General features: G+C 58.4%; 17 protein-coding genes and 1 rRNA gene. 10 read left to right on the plus strand and 8 right to left on the minus strand.

What is annotated here, in order from left to right:
* The first annotated feature begins 16 nt into the window (after positions 1-16).
* A complete protein-coding gene (locus H3T90_RS08615; protein WP_046322224.1) occupies positions 17-991 on the plus strand; it encodes a ketopantoate reductase family protein in 975 nt (324 codons plus the stop codon).
* A gap of 149 nt (positions 992-1,140) precedes the next feature.
* Entirely contained in the window at positions 1,141-3,393 is a 2,253-nt protein-coding gene (locus H3T90_RS08620; RefSeq protein ID WP_198191687.1) for an alpha-galactosidase, read from the plus strand.
* 22 nt (positions 3,394-3,415) lie between these two features.
* On the opposite strand, the gene H3T90_RS08950 is transcribed toward H3T90_RS08620, so the two are convergent.
* Positions 3,416-4,699, minus strand: a complete 1,284-nt coding sequence (locus H3T90_RS08950; protein WP_198191688.1) for an ROK family protein — start codon at positions 4,697-4,699, stop codon at positions 3,416-3,418.
* Positions 4,700-4,990: 291 nt separating this feature from the next.
* Here H3T90_RS08950 and H3T90_RS08630 point away from each other — a divergent pair, with 291 nt between their 5' ends.
* The 7 genes from H3T90_RS08630 (at position 4,991) to H3T90_RS08660 (ending at position 15,070) form a co-directional block, all read left to right on the plus strand.
* Positions 4,991-6,187 carry an ABC transporter substrate-binding protein gene (locus H3T90_RS08630; RefSeq protein ID WP_232350663.1) on the plus strand — a complete coding sequence of 399 codons (1,197 nt, stop codon included), beginning with the start codon at positions 4,991-4,993 and terminating at the stop codon, positions 6,185-6,187.
* Between the two features lie 20 nt (positions 6,188-6,207).
* Entirely contained in the window at positions 6,208-7,146 is a 939-nt protein-coding gene (locus H3T90_RS08635; protein ID WP_198230252.1) for a carbohydrate ABC transporter permease, read from the plus strand.
* Between the two features lies 1 nt (position 7,147).
* Positions 7,148-8,047, plus strand: coding sequence for a carbohydrate ABC transporter permease (locus tag H3T90_RS08640; RefSeq protein ID WP_232339551.1), 900 nt, complete (start codon positions 7,148-7,150; stop codon positions 8,045-8,047).
* 88 nt (positions 8,048-8,135) lie between these two features.
* Positions 8,136-10,046 carry a glycoside hydrolase family 13 protein gene (locus tag H3T90_RS08645; RefSeq protein WP_198191690.1) on the plus strand — a complete coding sequence of 637 codons (1,911 nt, stop codon included), beginning with the start codon at positions 8,136-8,138 and terminating at the stop codon, positions 10,044-10,046.
* A 162-nt stretch (positions 10,047-10,208) separates the two neighbouring features.
* On the plus strand, positions 10,209-12,674 hold the full coding sequence (gene otsB / locus H3T90_RS08650; protein ID WP_198230253.1) for a trehalose-phosphatase: 2,466 nt from the start codon (positions 10,209-10,211) through the stop codon (positions 12,672-12,674).
* A gap of 457 nt (positions 12,675-13,131) precedes the next feature.
* Positions 13,132-14,397 carry a threonine ammonia-lyase gene (gene ilvA / locus H3T90_RS08655; protein WP_198230254.1) on the plus strand — a complete coding sequence of 422 codons (1,266 nt, stop codon included), beginning with the start codon at positions 13,132-13,134 and terminating at the stop codon, positions 14,395-14,397.
* Between the two features lie 394 nt (positions 14,398-14,791).
* Entirely contained in the window at positions 14,792-15,070 is a 279-nt protein-coding gene (locus H3T90_RS08660) for a hypothetical protein (protein WP_198230255.1), read from the plus strand.
* A gap of 5 nt (positions 15,071-15,075) precedes the next feature.
* Here H3T90_RS08660 and H3T90_RS08665 read toward each other — a convergent pair whose 3' ends face one another.
* The 7 genes from H3T90_RS08665 to H3T90_RS08695 all read right to left on the minus strand — a co-directional run bounded on the left by H3T90_RS08665 (position 15,076) and on the right by H3T90_RS08695 (position 22,890).
* A complete protein-coding gene (locus H3T90_RS08665; protein ID WP_198230256.1) occupies positions 15,076-15,747 on the minus strand; it encodes an ATP-binding cassette domain-containing protein in 672 nt (223 codons plus the stop codon).
* Positions 15,748-15,772: 25 nt separating this feature from the next.
* Positions 15,773-17,773 (minus strand): bacteriocin-associated integral membrane family protein, encoded by a 2,001-nt coding sequence (locus H3T90_RS08670; protein ID WP_198230257.1) that lies wholly within the window; start codon positions 17,771-17,773, stop codon positions 15,773-15,775.
* 596 nt (positions 17,774-18,369) lie between these two features.
* Entirely contained in the window at positions 18,370-18,708 is a 339-nt protein-coding gene (locus H3T90_RS08675; protein WP_198230258.1) for a hypothetical protein, read from the minus strand.
* A 716-nt stretch (positions 18,709-19,424) separates the two neighbouring features.
* Positions 19,425-19,787, minus strand: a complete 363-nt coding sequence (locus tag H3T90_RS08680) for a ribbon-helix-helix protein, CopG family (protein WP_198230259.1) — start codon at positions 19,785-19,787, stop codon at positions 19,425-19,427.
* 182 nt (positions 19,788-19,969) lie between these two features.
* A complete protein-coding gene (locus H3T90_RS08685; protein ID WP_198230260.1) occupies positions 19,970-20,551 on the minus strand; it encodes a recombinase family protein in 582 nt (193 codons plus the stop codon).
* Positions 20,545-21,384 carry a hypothetical protein gene (locus tag H3T90_RS08690; RefSeq protein WP_198230261.1) on the minus strand — a complete coding sequence of 280 codons (840 nt, stop codon included), beginning with the start codon at positions 21,382-21,384 and terminating at the stop codon, positions 20,545-20,547. Before H3T90_RS08690 ends, H3T90_RS08685 begins: the two co-directional genes overlap by 7 nt.
* 750 nt (positions 21,385-22,134) lie before the next feature.
* Entirely contained in the window at positions 22,135-22,890 is a 756-nt protein-coding gene (locus tag H3T90_RS08695; protein ID WP_046322234.1) for a Sir2 family NAD-dependent protein deacetylase, read from the minus strand.
* Between the two features lie 649 nt (positions 22,891-23,539).
* Here H3T90_RS08695 and H3T90_RS08700 point away from each other — a divergent pair.
* A 16S ribosomal RNA gene (locus tag H3T90_RS08700) occupies positions 23,540-23,610 on the plus strand; the annotation flags it as partial.

Below are 23,610 nucleotides of genomic sequence, written 5' to 3' on the forward strand. Positions count from 1 at the left end.
AAGAGGGTGTGTTTCGATGCGATATACGGTCATCGGTGCCGGAGCCATGGGCTATCGTCTGGGCGTGCTGCTGCAGGAGCAGGCCGGCCTGCAGGTGGATTTCGTGGATACCTGGATGCCCAATATTGACAAGGTTCATGATCAGGGAGGCGTCTATGTCTCCCGCGATCATGAGAATCGGCATTTGGTGCCCGTCAACATTTACACCCCCGAGGACTACAAGGGCGACCCCGACGTCTGGATCGTCATGCTCAAGCAAATGCAGCTGGAGGGGGTCCTGGAGCGTTGCGCACCGCTCTTCCGCGACCATCAGGTGGTCTTCTCTGCCATGAACGGCTGGGGTCACTTCGACAAGCTGCTCAAGTACTTCCCCAAGGAGCGCATCTACGGCGGCACGGCCATGATCGGCACGGTCCTCAATGGGCCGGGCGACGTGGACTTCATCGGCAAGTCCGGGGCAGGCTCCATGCACCTGTGCGCCATGACCGAGCAGACCACCGACCTGGAGCGCCGGATGGCCGAGGACTTCAAGGCCGCCAACCTCAACCCCATCCTGACCGAGAACTTCGAGGGCACCTGCCTGGCCAAGATCATTTTCAATTCGGTGGTCAACACCATCTGCACTATGTACCAGATCACCATGGGCCAATTCATCTCCTACCCGGGTGCCAAGGACATGTCCCGCCAGCTGATCGACGAGGCCTACGACGCCTGCGAGCGGGCCGGCAAGCAGCTGATCCAGACCCGGCAGGAGACCCTGGACGAGGTGGACTATGTCAGCCGCGTGGGCAATCCCCTCCACTACCCCTCCATGTACCAGGACATGTCCAAGGGCCGGCCGACCGAGGTGGACTACATCAACGGCTACCTGGCACGCCTGGGTCGCGAGCATGACTATGTCTGCCGGACCCAGGAGTTCCTGACCCACGGCGTCCATCTGGCCGAGCTGGCCTTCCGCGTCCATCATGAGGAGCAGTCCGACCAGGGGTGATGCGAACGGCTGCTGAGTAGATTTCCGTGAATTACTTTCCCAAGTAAGAAAAACACGCCCTTCCAGACAAGTTAGCCGCAGGTCCCTAGCATGGAGCCTGATTTATCAGTGTCGGCGACCGACATCGCCGGGCTTATGGCGGAGGTGTCATGGAGGATCATCGCGGCGGCCCAAGGACGGGGTCTTATCAGAGCAAATCGAATCTGGGGGTTCCCCTCAGGTTGGTTTACATGGAGCAGTCCGGGCTGGCCCTTGCCGTCCTCTTCCCGGGGAAGGGTCTGCCGCGGATCGTTCACTGGGGCGATCCAGTGGCCGATCCGCAGGCCCTTCTGGGAACCTACGACGCTCTGGCCCCGCAGCGGGTCTCGGGAGGGCTGGACCTGACGGCCTGGCCGAGCATTCTTCCGACCCAGTCCGAGGCTTGGACCGGACAGCGCCGACTGTGCATCTGCCGCGGCGGAGTCGAGATCTTTTGCCGCTTCCAGGTGGAATCAGTAGATCTGGGTACAGGCCCGGTCCTGTCTGATGACTTGACTGCACCGACTTTGACGGTTCGCGCCTGCGACCGGGGCCAGGGTGTGGGACTGACCTGGCGTTGCCAGGTGTTGCCGTCCGGTCTCGTCAGGCAGCGTGCGGACCTGCTCAACCTGGATACGGCCAGAGATCTGGATGTCAATGGCTTGGAGCTGGCTTTTCCCTTGCCGGCTGAGGCAAGCGAGATCCTGACCACCACCGGTCACCACCTGCGCGAGCGCAGCCCGCAACGCCAGCCCTTGACCATAGGCCGTCTGGAGCGTCCAAGCCTGGTGGGACGACCGGATTTTGACTCCTCCCTGGTCATGTGCGCGGGCCGACCCGGGTTCGGATTCGAACATGATGAGGTATATGCGGTCCACTTGGGCTGGAGCGGCAATGGTCTGCTCAGCGCCGAGCGGATTCCTTCAGCTCCCGCATTGCTGGGCGGGGGCGAGATTCTGATGGCCGGGGAGATCACGCTTCCTCCTGCTGATGGTTATTCCGACCAGCAAGCATATTCAACGCCCTGGCTCTATGGTTCCCGGGGCAAAGGGCTGGACCAGGCGGCCCACAGGTATCATGCTTTCCTGAGGTCCCTCCATCCTGGGTTGGCCTCACGTCCCAGGCCTGTCACCCTGAACACCTGGGAGGCGGTCTACTTCGACCAGTCCTATGACAAGCTGGCTGCCCTGGCCGAGCAGGCAGCCCGTATGGGTGTGGAGCGTTTTGTCGTTGATGATGGGTGGTTCCAGGGCAGGCGTTCGGATGAGTTCGGGCTGGGGGACTGGTCCATCGATCGGCAGGTATGGCCCGAAGGGCCTAAGAGCCTGGAATCGCTAGCCGCCAGGGTGCATCAGCTGGGAATGGAATTCGGCCTCTGGTTCGAACCCGAAATGCTCAGTCCGGACTCGAATGTCTTTCGCGATCATCCTGACTGGGTCCTGTCCTCGGGGCCATCCCGGTTGCCTGTCGAAGGCCGCAACCAGCAGGTCATGGATCTGACCAACCCCGATGCCTATGCCCACGTGTTCGAGGCAATGGACTCGCTCATTGCGCTTATGGGCATCGATTACATCAAATGGGATCATAATCGCTATGTGACTGAGGCCCGCTCTCCCCGGTCGGGACGTCCTGCCGTGCATGCGCAGACTGAGGCGGTCTATGGAATCATGCGCGACCTGAAAACCAGGCATCCCGGTTTGGAGATCGAGTCCTGCGCTTCAGGGGGCGCACGGATCGATTTGGGCATACTGGAATTTGCCGACAGGGTCTGGGTCTCGGACTGCGTTGACCCAGTCGAGCGGGCCGACATCCAGCGGTACACATCTCTGCTGGTGCCGCCGGAGATGTTGGGGGAGCATGTGGGTGATTCCCCCGCCCATTCCACCGGCCGTGCCACCTCGCTCGGTCTGCGTGCGGCCATGGCTTTCTTCGGCCATATGGGCGTGGAATGGAACCTGCTTGCCGTGCCCCAGGATCAGCTGGACGAGCTGGGACGCTGGATCGATCTGTATAAGCAGTGGCGGCATATGCTGCACACCGGTCATGTAGTACATGGCGATACGCCGGACCCGGCAGTCCGCTTGGACGGCGTAGTCTCTGCTGACGGCTCGCAGGCGCTCTACCGCTTCACCCAGTTGACCTCTTCGGTCAATTACCCTCCGCAGCCTTTAGCGCTTCCCGGCCTGGATTCCAAGTCTGATTACCGGATCAGGCCCTTGGACATCTGCAGTGACCTGGATCGGATCGGCAGTGGACAAAGCCCTCTGGCCTGGTGGTGTCCCAAAGGCACGGTTCTCCCGGGTGCGGTCTTGGAAGCTCAGGGAGTTCGGCCACCGGTCATTCATCCGGCGGAGGCAGTGATTTTTGAAGCGAGCCGTATCTGAATCTGCCCAGTCGTTTCCCGAGTCATTCGGGCTTATCGGCCTCTTCGGGACCCTGCAGGTACCGTGCGATTGCTCTGGCCGCCGGCGCTTGTGCCCAGCGGAGCCAGTCGCTGTCGATGATCTTCACAGGGACCTCGACCATCTGGCTGTGGCGGAATGAGGCAGTGCCCTTGCGTACGGATTCGATGCACCTCTTCATCAAATAGGAAGTCTCCCCACCCACCAGAACCTTGTCAGGCAGGGCCACGTTGGCCACCAAGGCGATCAGAACCCCTAGCCGATAACCGGTCAGATTGAGCAGGGTCTCCGCCTGCGGCATGTCTTCCTCCAGGTCTTTGACCAACTTCTCGAGGCTGGCGGCCTGCCCGATGGCATGCGAGTACTGCTCAGCCAGGGAGCCTGTAGTCAGGCACTGGGCGCAGCCACGATGGCCCAGATAGCAGACCGGCCCATCCGGATCCACCAGCTGATGGCCGATCAGCCCAAACCCTTCATCCGGCGAGGAGACGGGCATGCCGTGCTCGCTTAAGGCATAGCCAATGCCGGATCCCACGGTGATCAGAGCGAAGCGGTCCAGTCCGATGCCCTCGCCAAACCATCCTTCGTAGAGGGCCAGGGCATCGAGATCATTGAAGATCAGGCAAGGCAGGTCACATGTGTTCTCCATTTCGGTGGCAAGATCGACGGGTTCGCTCCAATGCAGGAATGGGGCGTAGGTGACGACCCTGTCTCCCTCCGCCCGACCGCCCAGGGAGATGGCAAGGCCGGAGGGGCTGGGTAATCCGGTTTGGTTGATCTCACGCATGCACTCCTGAGCAAGGTTTGACAGCATCCTCACGACCTGGCTTGGGCTGCGTTGACGTATGTGATGACTGTGAGACCGGCCGACCGGTCGACAGGCCAGGTCCGTCGCCGTGGCCAACGCGGTGCCGCCGTGAAGATTGATGCCGATGAAGGTCTTGGCTTCCCGACGGATGACCAGGGCCTGCTGCGGTCTGCCTACGCTAATGGGGCCATGCTTGCGGTCACCCTGCCTTCCTGGGCCCTTGCCTGCCCGCAGCAGTGTGCCTGCTTCCCTGATGACCCCTAGATGGGTCAGATCGTTGGTGATGCGTGATACAGCGCCCTGGGTCAGGTTGAATCGTCGCGCCAGGGCCACTCTGGAGATCGGGCCGTGCTGGAGGATCTCAACGGCGATGCGGTGGGTGTACCTGGAGGCCGTGAACCAGGCCGGGAACGGCCGTGCTTCCCTTAAACAGTCGGCATCCTCGTGTTGGTTTGATCTCTGGTTGTCTCTGTCGGCCACGGTGCCTCCTCACGGAAAACTGGTCCGACCTGATTGCGGACAAGCCCCTTATACTGAACAGCCTATCTTAATTACTTTCTTAACGAAAGGAACTCGCCAGAGCTGGGAATGAAATATCCCGGTCCCCTATGCTGGTCCGAAGAATCATCTAGGTCATTGTTGCCCGTATGGATGGTAAAGGAGCCAAATATGAATGATATCGGCAGTAGGGAAGGATCCGGGTTTGATCGAATATCGGCCTGGGTCCGCAACGGAGTCGCCTCACTCCTGGCTCTGTTGACCGTCGTGGCCATGGCGGGCTGTGGTTCCGCGGATTCAGGCCTGGTCACCCTGGACTTCTTCCAGTTCAAATTCGAGGCCGCCGACCAGTTCAAGGCCATGGTGGCACAATTCGAGAAGGAGAATCCTGACATCAGGGTGAACATCAACAATTCGGCCGATGCCCAGACGGATTTGCGTACCCGTCTGGTCAAAAACCGGGTGCCCGATGTCATCACATTCAACGGCGATATCAGCTTCGGCATGTTCGCGGCATCCGGGGTCTTCCATGATTTCACTGACGATCCCCTGGTCAAGGAGCTCAATCCGGGCATGGTGTCGATAGCCAGGAACCTGGTCCAGACCAAGGATCCTTCGGCCAAACGCCTGTATGGCCTGCCCTTTGCCGGCAACGCCAGCGGATACATATACAACAAGACACTTTGGCGAAAGGCAGGGGTAGATCCTGACAATCCACCGCGTACCTGGTCGGAGTTCACAGCCGTCATGGACAAGTTCAAGGACCAGGGCATCGAACCTGTGCAGGGCACCCTTTCCGATTCGTGGACCGCTCAGGCTCCCTTGGCTTCACTGGCGGGAACCCTGGTCCCCGAGAGCAGATACAGGGATCTTCTGGCTGGTAAAACCGATTTCAAGACCCTGTGGACACAACCTGCTCAGCGCGAGGTCGAGCTCTTCAGCCATTCCACTGGCGACAAGGGCGTCACCTATCAGCAGGGCACTCAAAACATGGCCAAGGGCAAGGTGGCGATCCTTCCTCTGGGAACATACGCCATACCGCAAATCAGGATGATTGATCCGGATGTGGACCTCGGATTCGCCCAGATGCCGGCCGATGATTCCCCCTCCCGGCAGATACTGACGGCTGGCGACGATGTCATGCTGACCATGGGTGCCACCACCAGGCATCCCAAGGAGGCCATGCGGTTGATCCGTTATCTGATGCAGCCCCAGCAGCTGCGCACGTATGCAAAGGCCCAGACTGCCTTCACGCCGACCAGAAAGGTGGAGGCAGGCGATCCGGCTCTGAACGGGGTTCTTCCCTTCTTCCAACAGAACCGCCTGGCTGACTTCTGCGACCATTACATCCCCTCTTCCATCAATATCGGCGGCTACCTGCAGACCATGGTCACCAAGGGGGATGTGGATGGCTTCATCGGTTCCATGCAGAACGAATGGGACAAGGTCCAGGCAAGGAACTTCCAATGATGAAAGGTCAGGATTCAGACATGGCACAATCCAAGGTCGTCGGCATCCGTACCGCTGACGTAACAGCCAAGGCCGGAAAACGGCCTTCAAAGTTCTCCAATCGCAAAGTGGACCGCGCCTTCTACTGGATGGCGGTCCCTGCGGCACTTATCTTCACGCTCTTCCTCTATGTGCCCTTCCTCCAGGGTGTGGCCTACTCCTTCACGAATTCCCAGGGATACGGGCGCTTCTCATGGATCGGCTTCAAGAATTACGGAGCCCTCTTCCGTGACGGCCGTGTGGGCCACGCTTACCTGTTCACGCTGCTGATCGCCATTCTGATCACCCTGTTGGTCAACTTCATCGCCCTGTTCATCTCGGTGGCACTGAATGGAAAGATCGCCTTCAAGAACGGGTTCCGGGTCATCTATTTCATCCCCTATACGCTCTCGGTTCTGGTCATCGGCTATGTCTTCAAGTACATCTTCATGACGCCCCTGCCGGCTCTGGGGAAGGCTCTGGGCATCGGCTGGCTCTCCCAGTCCCTGCTGACCAGCGAGCACTATGCATGGGTCCCTATCGTCTTCCTCTCGGTCTGGCAGGCAGTGGCCTATTCAACCCTGATCTATCTGGCGGGTCTGCAGACCATCGACTCGGAGGTCTATGAGGCCGCATCCATCGATGGCGCCAACGAGTGGCAGAAATTCTGGAGGATCACCTTCCCCTTGATTGGCCCATTCTTCACAATCAATCTGGTGCTGACCCTGAAGAATGCCTTCAACACCTTCGATCAGGTGGTGGCCTTGACCGCAGGAGGACCTGACTCCAAGACAGAAACAGTCACCTATCTCATATACAAGGGCGGCCTTACCGGAGGCGAGTACGCCTATCAGACGGCCAATGCGGTCATGTTCTTCATCGTCCTGGCTGTGATCGCGTTTATCCAGCTGGGCATTTCCAGAAGAGGGGAGAAGATTTGAGATGGCACAGACAGCGCTTATGCAACCGCAGACATCTGAACAATCAACAGGAATAAGTGGAAGGCGGCATTGGGGATTTACGGGATCGCGCCTCAAAAGGGTCAACTGGTGGCTGACGGCCACTGTGGCCGTCCTCTCCCTGACGATTCTTGTGCCGCTCTATTTCACCGTGGTCACGGCTCTGAAGACTCCTGCGGAGGCCGGAACCTTCAGCCTGCCTTCCTCCTGGCAGTGGCACAATTTCGCCGATGCCTGGAACAAGGTCAACTATCCCAAGGCTGCGCTGAATTCGGCCATCGTCACGGTCTGCGCAGTGGCACTCACCCTGCTGACCAACACCTTCGTGGCCTATGCCGTGGCCAGGAATATGGACAAGCGCTTCTTCCGCTTCCTCTACTACTTCTTCATCGCGGCCATGTTCGTCCCCTTCCCCGTGGTCATGCTTCCCATCGCCAAGCAGTTCGGCAGCTGGCACTTGGACAACGTACCCGGTCTGATCCTGCTTTACGTGGTGTTGGGCCTGGGCACCAACCTCTTCATCGCCACGGGGTTCATCCGATCCATCCCCACCGCTCTTGAGGAGGCCGCCCGCCTGGATGGCGCAGGCACCTGGAGGATATTCTGGACCATCATCTTCCCTCTGATGGGGCCGATCAATGCGACCATCGCCATCACCACGGCCCTCTGGGCCTGGAACGATTTCCTCATGCCGCTGATTGTCCTGACGGATCAGACCAGCCAGACCATCCCACTGGCGCAATATGTCTTCAGCTCCCAGTTCGCCACCAACTACCCGATGGCATTCTCCAGCTACCTGATGGCCCTGGCGCCCATCCTGATCGTTTACTTGTTCGCACAGAAGTGGGTCATCAGCGGCGTCATGAGAGGAGCTGTCAAGTAGCCCTGCCAGGACAGGCAGTTCTGGTCAGCCTATAGTAGAGGTCACAGAACAAGGAAGTCCCAGGAATCCAATCTTCGTGAGGAGGACCATGACCCAGGAAGAACGCATGCAGCTGCCCGACCAGGTACGGACCAACGGAGCCACCCCTAATCCCTGGTGGGCCAACGCGGTGGTCTACCAAATTTATCCGCGGTCCTTCCAGGACACCAACGGCGACGGCTTTGGCGATCTGCCGGGCATCACACAGCGGCTGGACTACCTGGCGGATCTGGGTGTGGACGTGATCTGGCTGAGCCCGGTCTACAAGTCCCCCCAGGACGACAACGGCTACGACATCGCCGATTATCAGGACATCGACCCCATCTTCGGCACCATGGACGATATGGACGAGCTTCTGGACCAGGCCCACCGGCGGGGGATCAAGGTGGTCATGGACCTGGTGGTCAACCACACCTCGGATGAGCACGCCTGGTTCCAGGCCTCCCGCAACAGGGAGGACCCGCACGCCGACTGGTACTGGTGGCGGCCCGCCAAGGCCGGCCACGAACCCGGCACCCCTGGCGCAGAGCCCAACAAATGGGGGTCCTACTTTGGAGGCTCCGTCTGGCAATACGATCCGCAGCGCGGCGAATACTACCTGCACCTGTTCTCCAAGAAGCAGCCCGACCTCAACTGGGAGAACCCCCAGGTCCGGCAGGCCGTCTTCGACATGATGAACTGGTGGATGGACCGGGGCATCGACGGGTTCCGTATGGATGTGATCGTCATGATTTCCAAGACTGTCGACTCCGAGGGCCGCCTTCCCGGCGAGGATGGATCGGCCATCGCTGACGGTCCCGTTGGGCCCGAGGGTTATTCATCCTCGGTGCCTTTCTGTGTGGATGGTCCCAGGCTGGATGAATTCCTCAGGCAGATGCGCAGCCAGGTCTTCCAGGGTCGGCAGGGCTATCTGACCGTCGGAGAGGCTCCCAGTCTGGCGCCTGCCCGCAGCGGGCAGATCACCGACCCGGCCAACCACGAGCTGGACATGCTCTTCCTCTTCACCCAGACCGAGGTTGACACCGGGGACAGCAAGTGGGACATCCGTCCCTTCCGAGTTCCCCGGCTCAAGGCTGCCATGGACGAGCAGCAACAGGCTGTGGCCAAGGCCGGATGGGCCAGCCTCTACTTCGACAACCACGACCAGCCCAGGATCGTCTCCCGCTGGGGCGACACCTCCAGTGAGGAGCTGCGCTCGCGTTCGGCCAAGGCCCTGGGGCTCCTCCTGCACATGCACCGGGGGACCCCCTACATCTATCAGGGCGAGGAGCTGGGCATGACCAATGCCGGCTTCACCAGCCTCAACCAGTACCAGGATCTGGAGTCCATCAACCTCTACCATCAGCGGGTCGATCAGGCGCACGAGCAGGATCCGGAGTCCATGATGGCCGCCCTGGCCTATATGAGCCGCGACAACGCCCGCACCCCCATGCAGTGGGACTCCACCAAGTTCGCCGGCTTCACGGCTCCATACGCCCCCAAGGAGCCCTGGCTGGCCGTCAATCCCAATAGGGATAAGGTCAACGCCAAGACCGAGCTGCGTGACCCGGACTCGGTCCTGGCCTTCTACCGGGAGCTGATCCGCCTGCGTCATACCAATCCGGTCGTGGCGGCCGGCGACTTCACCCTTCTGGATCCGGATGCGGACCAGATTTACTCATTCACCCGTTCCCTGGACCAGGCGCCCGAGCCCAAGTCGGGACCCGAGGCTGCCAGCGTGCTGGATGCCCTGCCCTGTCAGCGCCTGCTGGTTGTGGTCAATCTGAGCAGCCGCCCGGCCTCACTGCCGCCTGAAACCGCCGCACTTCTGGGCCTGGATCAAACCGGATTGACCTCCATGGCTCTCGGAGCGGTGGACCCCGATCGGATCCTCATATCAACCTACAGACCGGAGCAAACCGCCAGCTCCCTGCTGACCGGCCGCCTCTCCCCCTGGGAGGGCTTCGTCTACCGACTCTGAGGAAAACCCCGCCGTCGGCACGCTTTCCAGGCTAGAGTGGAAGTCAGCGATGCCCTGATGGGCCTGTGCGGACCGGTCGGGTCCGCGGGTCCCGGGGCGATGGGTTCGCGCTGTGGTCAATCCCGACGATTCCGGCGCGGACGGGAAAAGAAAGCGGGTTGCATGTCTCGTCTGATCATCGTCTCCAACCGTTTGCCCATGTCCTTGCAGGCACAGGAGGACGGCTCTTACACCTTGCGACAGAACGTGGGGGGACTGGCCACGGCCATCGGCCCCTACCACCGTTCCCATAAGGACAGCCTCTGGATCGGCTGGAGCGGCATCGATCCGCAAAAGTACTCGGAAAAGGAGCTGGACCGCATCCGTCAGGCCTACCGGGAGAGCCGGTGCATTCCTATCTTCCTGAGCAAGGAGGAGCTGAATGGATACTATGCCGGATTCTCCAACAACACCCTCTGGCCGCTCTTCCATGACTTCTCGCATGAGGCCGTCTTCCGCCAGGAGGACTGGGAGATGTACCGCAAGGTCAACATGCGCTTCGCACAGGTGGTGGAGCCGCTCATCCGCAAGGGCGACACCATCTGGGTCCAGGACTACCACCTGATGCTCCTGCCCAAGATGTTGCGCGAACGTTACCCTGATGCCTCCATCGGCTGGTTCCTGCACGTACCCTTCCCCAGCGCCGAGATCTTCCGCTCCCTGCCTTGGAGCCGCGAGATACTGGAGGGCGTCCTGGGCGCAAACCTGATCGGCTTCCATACCGTGGACTTCTCCGCCAGCTTCCTGGCCTCGCTGCACAGGCTGCTGCCAGAACTGCCGGTCAACCGGGACGGTGTGGTCGAGATGCCTGACGGCCACCGCGCAGCCATCGATGCCTTCCCCATCGGGATCGACTACAACCTCTACCGGCGTACCGCCCACTCCAGTCTGGCCCGGGCCATGCGTCGGGGTATCGACGAGGTCTGTGGCAAGTCCCCCCGTCATCGCTACCGCACCTCGGTGACGGCTGAGGGCGTGGCGGCCAACGAAGCCGCCGCATCGGACGCCAACTGGTGGAGCCACTACATGGAGAAGGACATCCCCGAGTCCACGCTGGCCAAGCAGGCGGCTTCCTCGGTGGGTAGCCGCTCCAACAAGGTCATCGTTTCGGTGGACCGTCTGGACTACACCAAGGGTCTGCCCGAACGGCTTCAGGCCTTCGGCCGCATGCTGGACAAGTACCCTGAGTGGGTGGGCCATGTCACCTACTACCTGCTGGCCACCCCGTCGCGGGAGGTTGTCGAGTCCTATCAGCGGCTCAAGGCCCAGGTGGATCAGCTGGTGGGCGAGATCAACGGTCGCTACTCCCTGCTGGCCTGGACCCCCATCCACTACATCACCCGCTCCCTGTCCATCAAGCCGGTCTGCGGCATATACACGGCTGGCGACGTAGCTTTGGTCACCCCCCTGCGCGACGGGATGAATCTGGTGGCCAAGGAGTACCTGGCCTGCCATGACGGGCGCGACGGCACCCTGGTCCTGTCGGACATGTGCGGGGCCGCCGACGAGCTGACCGATGCTTTCATCGTCAATCCCTACGACATCGACATGGTCTGCGAGGCCCTGCACAACGCTCTGGAGATCACCCCAGAGGAGTCCAAGCGGCGCAACATCCGCATGCAGGCCCGGCTCAAGGTGCGCACCGCAGCCAACTGGTGCACTTCATTCCTCGACTCCCTGCGGCAGGTGTCCGCTCCGGGCATGACCGATAGGAGGCTGCGTATGGATCATCACAACGCCATCGTTCGTCAGTGGGACGGTGCCCATCGTCGTCTGATTCTGTGCGATTATGACGGAACGCTGACCCCGCTGGTTCGCCGTCCTGAGCGGGCCAAGCCCACCCAGGCCCTCCGCCGTCTACTGACCCAGGTGGGGAGCAACCCTGATGTGGATTTCCTGCTGGTCTCCGGCCGCAGCCATCAGATCATGCAGGACTGGTTCGGCGACCTGCCAGTGGGGCTGATCGCCGAGCACGGCGCCTGGAACCGCAACCTGCCCGGCAGCGACTCGGGCGAGTGGCAGCGGGCGAAGGGCCTGCCCGACTCCGATACCTGGCAGAAGGTGATCCGGCCCATCATGGATGAGTCGGCCACCAGGGTCCCCAACTCCTTCGTGGAGAGCAAGTCCGATGCGGTGGCCTGGCACTACCGGATGAGCGATGCCCAGGTGGCCGACCAGGAGCGTCAGGATCTGCTCCGTCGTCTGCGCGGCGTAGTAGTCGGCCTAGGACTGATGATCATGGAGAATTCCAAGGTCGTCGAGGTCACCCCCGTAGCCACCAGCAAGGGCCAGGCCATCCTGCCCTTCGTCAACAGCGGTGACTACGACTTCATGATGGCCTTGGGCGACGATGACACCGACGAGACCATGTTCGCCGTCATGCCCGATAAGGGCTGGACCATCAAGGTCGGGCCCGGCCAGACCAAGGCACGGCTGCGGGTCAACGATCCGACCGCGGTCACTCTGCTGCTGGCCGACTTGGGTGCCGGCGTTACCCATGACTCTAATGAGCCCGTGGCATCCCACGGCTTCCGCGACGACCATACCGTGGTCGACGAGGCACATGCCCGGCTCACTGACGACAAGTAAGGCAGGTCACCGCTAACCGCTACCGGTGGCAGCTAGTGAATGCCGGCAAGTTTACGAGTGGCTGGTGGCGATCACCAACCACCGGCGACAGCCTGCAATGACCATGGTCGGTCTGTTGCGACCGTTGCCTTCTGTCGCCTGTCCTGTCTGTCGGTGGCGACTGGTGAGGGGTGTGGGTAACTATTGGCCGCAGACGGACTTTTGCTCATCATGCCGACTTGTTTGTCCAGCTTGATCGCATTGGCGAACCAATCTGTCTGTTGGCACGCCAATCCGTCTGCTGCTGGTGACTCACCTGGTTATCGGTCTGGTTGTTTCAATCCTCTCTCATACTTGTCTGGTCCTTGGGTGCCCAAACGTCCGATTGCTCACATGTTTTGGTTTTCTGGCATGTTTGGGTGTCCACCATGTTGACGGCTAACCCCATTGGTCGTGCCCGGACGACCATACTTGGAGCATGGATACTTCAACAATCACTGCCTCTCTTGAGGCCGATCATGCCGCCGATCTGCGCAACGCCGCCCAACGTTTGGAAGGTGTTGCCCGCCATACCCTTATCGAGGAATCCGATGACCTGGGTGCTCGGATAGGCCATCGCGTTCTGCTCAAGCCGGAGAATCTGCAGCTGACTGGATCCTTCAAGATTCGCGGAGCTTACAACAAGGTGGCCTCGCTGAATCAGGACGAGCTGGACCGCGGCATCGTCACCGCTTCAGCTGGCAATCATGCCCAGGGGGTGGCTTTTGCCGCACGTAGCAGAGGTGCGAAGGCCACGATTGTCATGCCCCGAATAACGCCGCCGCTCAAGGTCGATGCCACCCGGGCCTATGGTGCCGAGGTTGTCCTGCAAGGCGAGGTCTTCGATGAAAGCTCTGATTACGCCTTGGGTCTGGCACGTGATCGCGGCATGACCTTCGTCCCGCCTTTTGACGACTACGAGGTCGTCTGTGGTCAGGGGACCATCGCCATGGAAATTCTTCAGGACGTGCCCGATGTCACCGATATCGTGGTTCCACTGGGTGGGGGCGGGCTGGGCGCTGGCGTGGCGCTCGCCGTAAAGACCTTCAAGCCTGAGGTCAGAGTCATTGGAGCCACCCCGGTCGGATCTCCGGCCTGGCGTGAATCTCTGACAGCTGGTCATGTGGTCGCAGCAGATCAGATGCATACGGCTGCCGAGGGCGTAGCCGTCAGACGTCCCGGCGATCTGAACTATGCTCTGCTCAGCCGCTATATGGATGATCTGGTCCAGGTGACTGAAAGCGACATCTCCGAAATGATCTTATTCATGCTCGAGAAGCACAAACTGGTGGTCGAGGCGGCTGGCGCCGTCTCCCTGGCAGCACTGGGTCAGTTGGATCTACAATCCGATGTCTTCCGATCGGCCCCGGGTCCGCATGTGATCGTCCCCATCATCTCGGGTGGCAATATCGATACGGTCACCATGGGTGCAGTCATCCAGAGGGGGATGATCTCCCGCGGGCGCATCATGCAGTTCGGGGTGGAGTTGCCCGATGTTCCCGGCCAGCTGGTCAAGGTGGCCACGGTCCTGGCCGATTTGCGTGCCAACGTGATCGAGCTCAACCACGACCAGTTCAAATCCTCCGGCCACTATGACAACGGCGTGCTCTTGGAGGTGACTGTGGAGACCAACGGCCCCGATCACATCACCCAGATTCTGGACACCTTGCGCAGCCACGGCTTCCAGGTCCATCAGAACTACTGAGCATGGTTTCCCAATCGGCCCGGGGCCCGGTATCCATCTTTCCAGGTTCCGCGATAAGGATGATGGCCGATAGAACAGTCAGACTGGCTGTCGCCAATGCTGAACTTGGCTGATGGGCCCGACAGATTCTTGTATGGCCCAACTATGGCGATCCTTGCGCTGTCTTTCGTCTCGTCACAGGCGGACTCCGCCTTTCTCGATGCTGTAATGAAGCCTGCCCTTTGCGCCGGCGTCGGCCAGGGCCGCGTTCCAGAGAGCGGCTACATGTTTCAGCGACTGTTTGAATCTAGTGACGAAGTTTCGTGTTTCGGCATAGTTCGAGCCCATCTGGTTCTGGAGCGATTTTCAGGTGATGAGCGGGGTCTGGTAGGCGCGTGAATGGTTGAGAGCGTATATGCGCTCGACACCATGCGTAGATGTCGGAGTAGGACAGGGCGCTGATCTGGCGTTTGAAGTTCTCGTAATCGGTTTTACAGGGCTTGCGTTGGATGCCCAGGTCTCCCATCAGCTGCCGCAGTGCGGAGGGGAGCATGATGACGCGGCTGGTCTTGTGCTTCTTCTGGCGCACGACTTGGGTGCTAATCCGCACCATGAGCAGCCTGGTTTCCCGTACGACCAGATGTGGGTCATGCCCTTCCCCAGGGTCGTCACGGTCTGCGGGTGGAGGACGTAGGTATATCAGCCTATCTCGATAATCGACGAACAGATTTGCTTTATTTCTTCATTGTGCGTTGAGATGATGACGGCGGCACCTTGTTGGGCAAGTTCGCACAGTATACGTATTACGACGTTAGCGTTGTCTTGATCTAGCGCAGAGGTCGGCTCGTCTGCAAGAATGACACTCGGCTGTTTGAGCAGGAGCCTTGCGAGGGCGATTCTTTGTTGTTCCCCGCCCGATAGGGTGTAAATCTTTTTCTTCTGTGAGCCATTCATCCCGACGATGTCAAGTACGCTGTCGATTCGTTCATCCCGTTCCTTGCGATGCTCGCGCTTCTTCATTTTGAGGGGAATCTGCAGGTTACGCGATACGTTCCACTGTTCGACAAGACCATAGTTCTGGAATAGGAATCCTATGTTTTCGCGAAGACACACTCGCTGTCCCTTCCTGCTCTTATGTAAGTAACCGGAACGGAATGTCCCTTCGTTGTAAGTGACCGATCCTTCATCGAAGTCCTCCAACAAGCCGACGCAGTTGAGCAGGGTCGTCTTGCCTGCACCGGACGGCCCGCTCACTGCGATTATGGAACCAGGTCCAGCGTCGAAGGACAGTCTCGACCATAACGTGTGTTCTGAGAATCTCTTGGTAAGTCCTTCGACTTTCAATGTCGGCTGCATGCCTGCGTCTGTCATATGCATCTCCCTCCGCGCCGCGGATTCACGGGCGTTTGATGTCGTCGGCACGGAACCTTGATTCGTATGCCGATACGGTAATGGCCATGATGAGGCTGGATCCGGCGAAGAGCAATGTCCCAGCCACCAGATCCGCAACCTTGTTCATCGAGCCGATCATGCCGACTGCCATGAGGGTCAGCAGTACCCCGGTATTCTGCATGATAAGGAAGCCTCCATGTCTTCTGAAAAACCCGTATCCATGGATGAATTGGACGAAGGAGAGCCTGCGTCGTCTTGCGCAATACGCGGCCGAGCACACAAGGATGGCCATCATGGCAGCGGCCAGACCGAACGATATGGCTATAATGTCCCCGCGTTGCTCGTTCCTGGATAATGACAACGTATACGCCACCGAGTCTTTGGCGTTGTCAATACCCTGGAAGTATCCAGAGATTCCATAATGGTCCAGCTTGCTTTGCAAGAGTTCCGGATCAGAGAACAATACACTATCGCTTGATGTGTATGACAGGTATACCATGGGGCTGATCAACCCTGACGATGGGGATGTGACGGCTACCACTGGATCTTTCAAAGACAGCTTCTGCTGATCTTCCGCAGGCATGAACTGCGTTCCCGAGAAGAGGGATATGTCTTGGTCCGAACGTGTGCGGACCAAGACGCCGTGAGGGTTGCAGGAATATGGTTTCTGTTTCTGGGTAACACCCAGTTGGCACTGTGTCTTGAAATATTCGGCATATTTCTTCAACAAGGCTCCGGGGTCCCCTTTATATGATGAAGGCACCAGGAGTGTGAAAGCTCCGATATCTCTTTCAGACACTCTAACCGGTTTCCCATCAAGTCCGGCAATGGGTTGTTTGTCAAGATAGTTCGGGCTCACTATCATCGAATCGGATCCGTCCGGTTCGTAAGGATCATCGTAATAATCGGAGCCAAATTTATTATACCCGACCAACATCGCCTTCCCTCTGCTGTCAAGATCCTCGATCACTTTCATCAGGTGAGGCGCTGCCCGGAGCTCATCCTCCTGTGTGATGTTGATTGACAACCTCAGGACATATTGATCCGAGATGCGAGACCACTGTGCCAAGGACCGGCTGGTGCTCTGTACCGCGCTGATCCTATTCAGAGACCCGCTGATGGTGCCAAAGAGAACAGCCACCACCATGAACTGGGCAAAACCCGCGATGATGCCATCACGAAGTTCGTTACCCTCTCCGTTCAGAACAGTGGGTATTCGATCGCGGAATGTACTGGCACCACCCAAAACCAACGCCAGGAAGACAAGATAGGCCGTCAATACAGCCACGGCGACAAACAGCGCTCGAAGGAGTCGCCAAATCTGGTGGAAGTTATTGATAAGCCAGAGGAAAGGTAATCCCACCAGGGTAATCGTCATCAATCCCACGGCGAGCGTGGCGAGCAGTGAAACCAGCTCGCCGACGAGTATCCTTCCGCTGGTATAACCATGCATCGCCTTGACCGCATGTATCTTCCTGTTCCTGGACAGGGAATACGCGGTGGAAACCACCAATGTGATGGCGATGATGGCGACTCCCGCCCAAAGGCCACCCCTCCCTAACGCGTATATCATCGCAGCTATCCAGAAGCCTCGTGACCAGAGGCTTTGTGATTCGTCAACCACTATCCGGGAACGTGACAAAGCCTTGGCGAGCTGTTCCATATGCGACCTATCCGCATTGGTCGCATAGCTTCCGCGCAAGTCCTGGGTGGTAATCTCTTCAAAAGAAACTACTTTCGTTGACTGGTCACGCGTTGAAAAGGAAGGATAATCGTACCCTCCATTTCGTTGAAAAGACTTTTGGTCACCCACAAAGGCCACGAGAACACGAGACTTCATTGAATCACGAAATGAAGGTTGGATTTTGAAGACATTAATCCCTAAATTTCTTGATGCTTGAGCAATCGCACGCACAGCATCCGCCTTGGTCGCGGTATCAACCCTCTCGACGGTGAAAGAGGTACCGGTACCTGCCGGAAGCTCCTGGTCGATAGTGATAAGCATCTCGAATGTCACCACTATGGTGAGAATCAAGGAAGCCCAAATCGTCAACCGTTCAATCCAGTGAATTCGCAAATACCTCACCCAAACTTCCTCAAGTCTTCTCCTTTGAAGGCAAATATGATGGCGAAAAACCTTCCATCACATGCTATCCTACCCCATAAATACAGCTGATTCATTCCGGCCTCTCACATATAGAGACCGTTCTTATGCCAGTGATACCGGTGTGGAATCCGAACCGGTACGATGACGCTGGCTACTCCTGGAACAATACCCTTGCCGGAGTTCGAACAACAGATCCAAGACCAGTTTGCTTGGTTACACTCACACCATGAGTATGGGATGTTTTAGTGGATGTAGTGCGGAATCATCTAGAGAATGTCGCTGGTGATGACACTGGTGGGGATGGTGGCGGTCAGCCAGTTGCGGATCTTATGTCAGTCGAGCCGGTTGCCCATTCGTCTGATCTGCTCGCTGGCCTGTCTATCGAGTGAGGCCGGGGCCTCGTCGAGGTGTCGTGTGACGTCGTGGGCGCGCGAGTCGAGCCTGCTGTTCTGCCTGCTCTGCAGACTTAAGAGCTGCTCGTTCACGTGCCGCTGCTAGTCGTACATCTTCCTGAGCTGTGTTTCGTTCCTGCTGGCCGTTTGCTCCACGCTCTCCTCGAACGCCTTGTAGCCAAAGATGATGACCTTCCTTGAGGCTTCGCTCTGCCTGTTGCCTGAGTCCTCTAATTGCTGCAAGCTGGTCAACAGCATCTGGTTGGCCTGTTCCGTCGTGGAGGTTATCGCCTCCAACTGCTCCTTGCGGTTCACCTGGCTGCTAGTGGCGAGATGCATTTGCGTGCCCTGGTAGTTCCCGAGCTCCTCGAGTACATGCCTCGTCTCGCGCAGTTGCGCGCTCAGGTCCTCCTCGTTGCTCTGGTTTGGGTTCTCGTCCATGTCTCCTCGTTTCGTCCAGCAGCGATTGCAGTTCTCCGGCCACGCTCTTAATCTGTTCGCGCAGCTTCTCGATGGGCGTCTCCCCAATGCCCGTGAAGCGAAGTTATCCACGGTCAAAATCAAAAAATTCAAGTTTTCTAGTATAGGTATATAGGTATATAGGTATATAGGGGATCTCTGATTAGATTTAATGCGCGTGGGGCTAAGAGGGTTTGCTGCATTCAAAGTCCCTCAAATTACATTCAAGGTCCATCTCTTGAATTTGGTCTGATTGTGGCTTATCTGGACGTGGTTGCTGTCTGCGCTGGTTGGTGCACTTGGGATGTGTTGATGATGGTGGTTTCGTGATTGCTGGTGGGTCTGATGCTTGGGTGGTTACGTTTGGTGGGCTGTGATTGCTGGTGTTTTATGGATGTGGTGAGCTGGTTTCGGGCCCTTTCTGGGATAGCGGTGGAATGCTCGTTTCGGACTGCGGCGGTTCTTCCGGTGCGCACGCCCGGCTCTGTCCTTTCCTGCCGGCTCCGGCAGGCTTGTACCGCGTGCATGGAGGTGGAGAATCTGTCCACCAAGATGGCTCAGGACCGGCTGGCCGTCCTGGGCATGCCCTGCGGGATCAGCTACGCGCAGCCGACCGCATGACCGCATGAACGAAGGGCGCCCCCGGAACCGTCATTCATTGGTTCCGGGGGCGCCCTTGCGTCCTGGTGCGGCGGCCGTCAGGCGGTTGTCGGCTGCTTGTCCGTGTCCTGGACGTACCGGGCGACGGCCTTGCGGATGATGGCCGACTTGGGTATGCCCTCCTTCTTGGCCAGTCGGCTGGCCTTGTCGTCTAGGTCCTCGGGCACCCTGACCCTCCAGGTGCGTCGAGCGGTCCATGCCTCGGCCCGCTGCTTCTCCAGTTTGTCCAGCCTGGCCATGCTCTGGGCCATGAGCGATGCGGCCTGCTCGTCGGTCAGCAGCGGGGCGCCGGGGTCCCGCCGGACGGCGGCCTCCGTGTGGTGGATCAGCTCCCCCCGGTCGGCTGCGCGGATCATCGCATCGATGTCCTCCTGGTTCTCGGATGTGACTTGCTTGGCCATTTTGCGCTCCTTTCCTCTCCTGCTCGCCTGTCCCTCTCCGCCCTCACCGGGTGGCCTGAGGGCGTGGAAGGTTTCGCTCCAGCGCCACGTACACCTCGATGTAATCCTCGCGCAGGGCGCCGAGATGCCTCGGGCCGATGATAGCGAGGCCGGGCAGACGCTTTAAACCGGCGCGACTTTTTTCACAGGCTTGCCTGGTGCTGTTCCTTCTTCCCTGCCCGTCCGATCGCCTTGTAGATGGTGCTTCGGCTGACGTTGAACCTGGCGGCTATCTCCTTGACGGTCACGGTCCTGGAGTCGTACAGCTGGCGCACCATGGCGACGTCCTTGTCGGAGAGCTTGTAGGGGCGGCCGCCTTTCCTGCCGCGCGCCCTGGCCGCCGTCAGGCCGGCCATGGTGCGTTCCCGGATCAGGTCCCGCTCGAACTGCGCCAAGGCGGAGAAGATGTTGAAGACCAGCACCCCTCCAGGCGTGCTGGTGTCCATGTTCTCGGTCAGGCTGCGGAACCCCACCCCCTGCTTATGGAACCGGTCCATCAGATCGACCAGGTTCTGCACGCTGCGGCCCAGCCTGTCCAGCTTCCACACCACCACCGTGTCGCCCTCGTGCAGCGCCTCCAGCATCCGGTCCTGCTGGGGGCGGCTGGCCTTGGCCCCGGAGGAATGATCGACATAGATCCTCCCGCAACCCGCCTTCTTCAGCGCGTCGGTCTGCAGCTCCTCGTTCTGCTCAAGCGTGCTCACCCTCGCATAGCCGATCAGCATGCACCCTCCCCTCGGCCGGCCGACGGCGACGATGCCTTCGGCTGCCGCGCATGCGCCCTCCTCGGAAACGGACGGTGATAGGCCGGACGGGCATGGATCGAACGGTTATAGACCGCCATATAGGTCTTCTTGTACGGGCCTTCCCTGGGAACGATGCGCTCGTTGATGATTTGCACCAGATAGTTGACCGCCAGCATAGAAGCAGCCACAGAGAAGACCAGCGAAAGATCCGCCTCACCGAAGAAACCCTCGTTCCACAAATTGAAGAACAGCAGGAAGATCAAGCCTATGACGGGATAAGGCGTGGTGCGGACCCACCATCTGCTCGGCCGCCCTCGCTCCAGACCGCGAAAAACGTCGTGGATATAGAGAGATAATGCCGTGATTTCAACCAGGGAAAGAAGCAAGAGACAAACGTATGGACTTGTCGTCACCTTATTCGCAGAAATAAGATTAGGGAAAAGTTGAAAAAAGGAAACAATCATACATAGGACGTAAGCACCGTGAACAAGCATATAAACTACCAGCTTGCCTGTAAACCGAGCACGCGGAAAGGTTGAGCGCACGCACACACTAATGCAAAAATATATCGGGCCGAAACAGAAAACCAAAACTGCAAATAAAGACCACAGGCCAAAATGGGCCGAATCAACATTTCCGACGGACATTCGCCACACATGGCCAAAACTGACCAGGGCCACGACCGTTGACGCCAGCATCACGAACAATCCCCAGAGCATGCGTGGTAGAGATACTCGCATTCCCCTACTAAACGAATTTATAGGATCTGTGATTCGCTTAAGCACACGCACATACTTGCTTCGTTGCTTCATGTTCACACCCTACCCTCAAATCGGTTTACTGTCCCAATACGATTATAGTACATAGTTTAAAAGACAAGTAAACCGACAAATAGGCAACATTGGTTCTTCGGATATGTAGGACAAGCCGACTGCATATAAAACGGTCGTTTTTCCGCTGGCGAGAGGCGCCGGTGCTTTCCCCGATGAATTTGGACTCGTGATCATGTCTTTCAGGCGAGTTTGAGCTCGGCTATTATACGTTTAATCTACTTGGTGACTATCAGAGATTTAGATTCTATATTGGAAGCGTCGGAGCTCTGTTGGGACAAGGCGTTTCAGGCTTAGGCTCTACTAAAAGTATGCTATCGGGGATGAAAAGGCTCCGCTGGGATGTATGGCTGGAAGCCAGCGGGGTACCCACTGATCATTGTGGCGCGGCCATGGGTGTTTTGGAGCAAAGAATCGACTCTGCCGGTGCTGATAAGGGCATGTCCAGGGCATCATACTTTGCTCGGGCGGGAAGACTTTGGCTTCCGGAGTCGATTTGCTGTCCTTCTTCTGGGGCAGAGGTTCGCTTTCTGATGCAGAGTATCCGCGTGATAGGAGTGCCGGGGTTCCAAAACGACGCTGACAGGGGACCGGTACAAGTGGAGTTTGTCTGTAGTGAGACGGAAGACGGCTCAAGGATTGCCATAGTGGGCCCTGCAGGTTCTTGCAGGGCCCATCAGAAACCTGCAGATCGCAGATCTGTTCCAGTAATTGCGCGGAGCGGTTGGGGAATCATCCCTGTCCGGCGATGGTTTTGTCGACGAGTTTAGGCAGTGCTTCTTCGATAGGTTCGTGGATGAGTCGGGTTGCCAGGGAATCGTATTGGGTCGAGCCCATGTTCATGATGGTGATTGGCACGCCCGCCTGGGCTGCCACCGGCACCAGCGAAGCAGCTGGATACACTTCCAAGGTGGAGCCAATCACCCAGAACTGATCGGCCTGGCTGGCCAGCCTCATGCTCTTCTCCATGGCTCCTTCGGGCAGGGCTTGACCGAAGTAGACCACATCAGTCTTGATGATGCCGTTGCATGGCATGTTGCCTTGGTAGGGCATGGGCTTGTGGCAGTGTGGATCGGGTTCCTGATCAAGCTTGGCCATGATGTCGGCCGTCCGATATGCCTGACCGCACTTCATGCAATGGGAGCTGCCGATGGTCCCGTGAAGGTTGACGATGACATCCTCGGAGTTGCCGGCTTTCTCGTGGAGGGCATCGAAGTTCTGCGTAGCCAGCAGGTTCAGCATGCCTGCCTGCTCCAGCCTGGCCAGTGCCTTGTGCGCTACTCCGGGCTGGGCCTTCCAGACTGGTGACTCCTTCTGCCACCGCCATGAATACTCCCGCTGCTTCCGGTCACTCATGAACAGGTCCAAGTCATAAACGTTCATCTGATCGGGATGCTTGGTCCAAACCCCGTCAGGCCCGCGAAAATCCGGTATGCCGGCGGAAGTCGAGATTCCCGCCCCGGTCAGTACTGCAATTGTTGTGCTCATACACCCGTCTTACCATCCGTCAATAGAATCCATGACTCGCAGACCAACATAGTGCGCGAACATACATCTATATCAACATTCGTATTCGAGGGCTGTGGATGACTGGCGGTCGAGAACGGAAGGTTAACTCCACATTGGATACAGCCGACTATGACCAGAGTTCAAAAGGACTATGAAGGGACTAATCCGACACGCCTATGGAGCTGGGGTCTGACGTAACTTTGTGAATAAAATGTGTGCATGAAGCCGTGGCAGTGCGCTGATGTCCAATCTTCGCGATGTCTAAAGTTAAAAAGGGACATGCAACGACACGCCGTTTGAGGGCTTGTTATTGCTGGTTTTGAGGGTCTTTTCGGAGGGGCCGGGTTGCGTTTTTGCTGGCTCGTGGTAAGTTTATCTCTTGCTGCTCAACACGGCGGTTCTTCTTCCGGGAGGAAGATGAACGCTTGTTGGTGTGGTGGTGGTTTGAGAACTCAAGAGCGTGTTTGTGCTACTTATAGCTTTTTGATTGCCAGTCCGATGCCTTCCTTGTTTTGGGGTTTCGTGGGAGCGTGTAATTGGTGTCGGGGTTTTTCGTGGGTTGGTTTCCTCCTTATGGAAGCTGGCCCGTCAATTATTGATGTGAGTCGTTTCGGCTTCTTCATGGTTTTTTGTGGAGGGTTTGATTCTGGCTCAGGATGAACGCTGGCGGCGTGCTTAACACATGCAAGTCGAACGGGA

Source organism: Bifidobacterium polysaccharolyticum, assembly GCF_016101585.1.
Classification (GTDB): Bacteria; Actinomycetota; Actinomycetes; order Actinomycetales; family Bifidobacteriaceae; genus Bombiscardovia; species Bombiscardovia polysaccharolytica.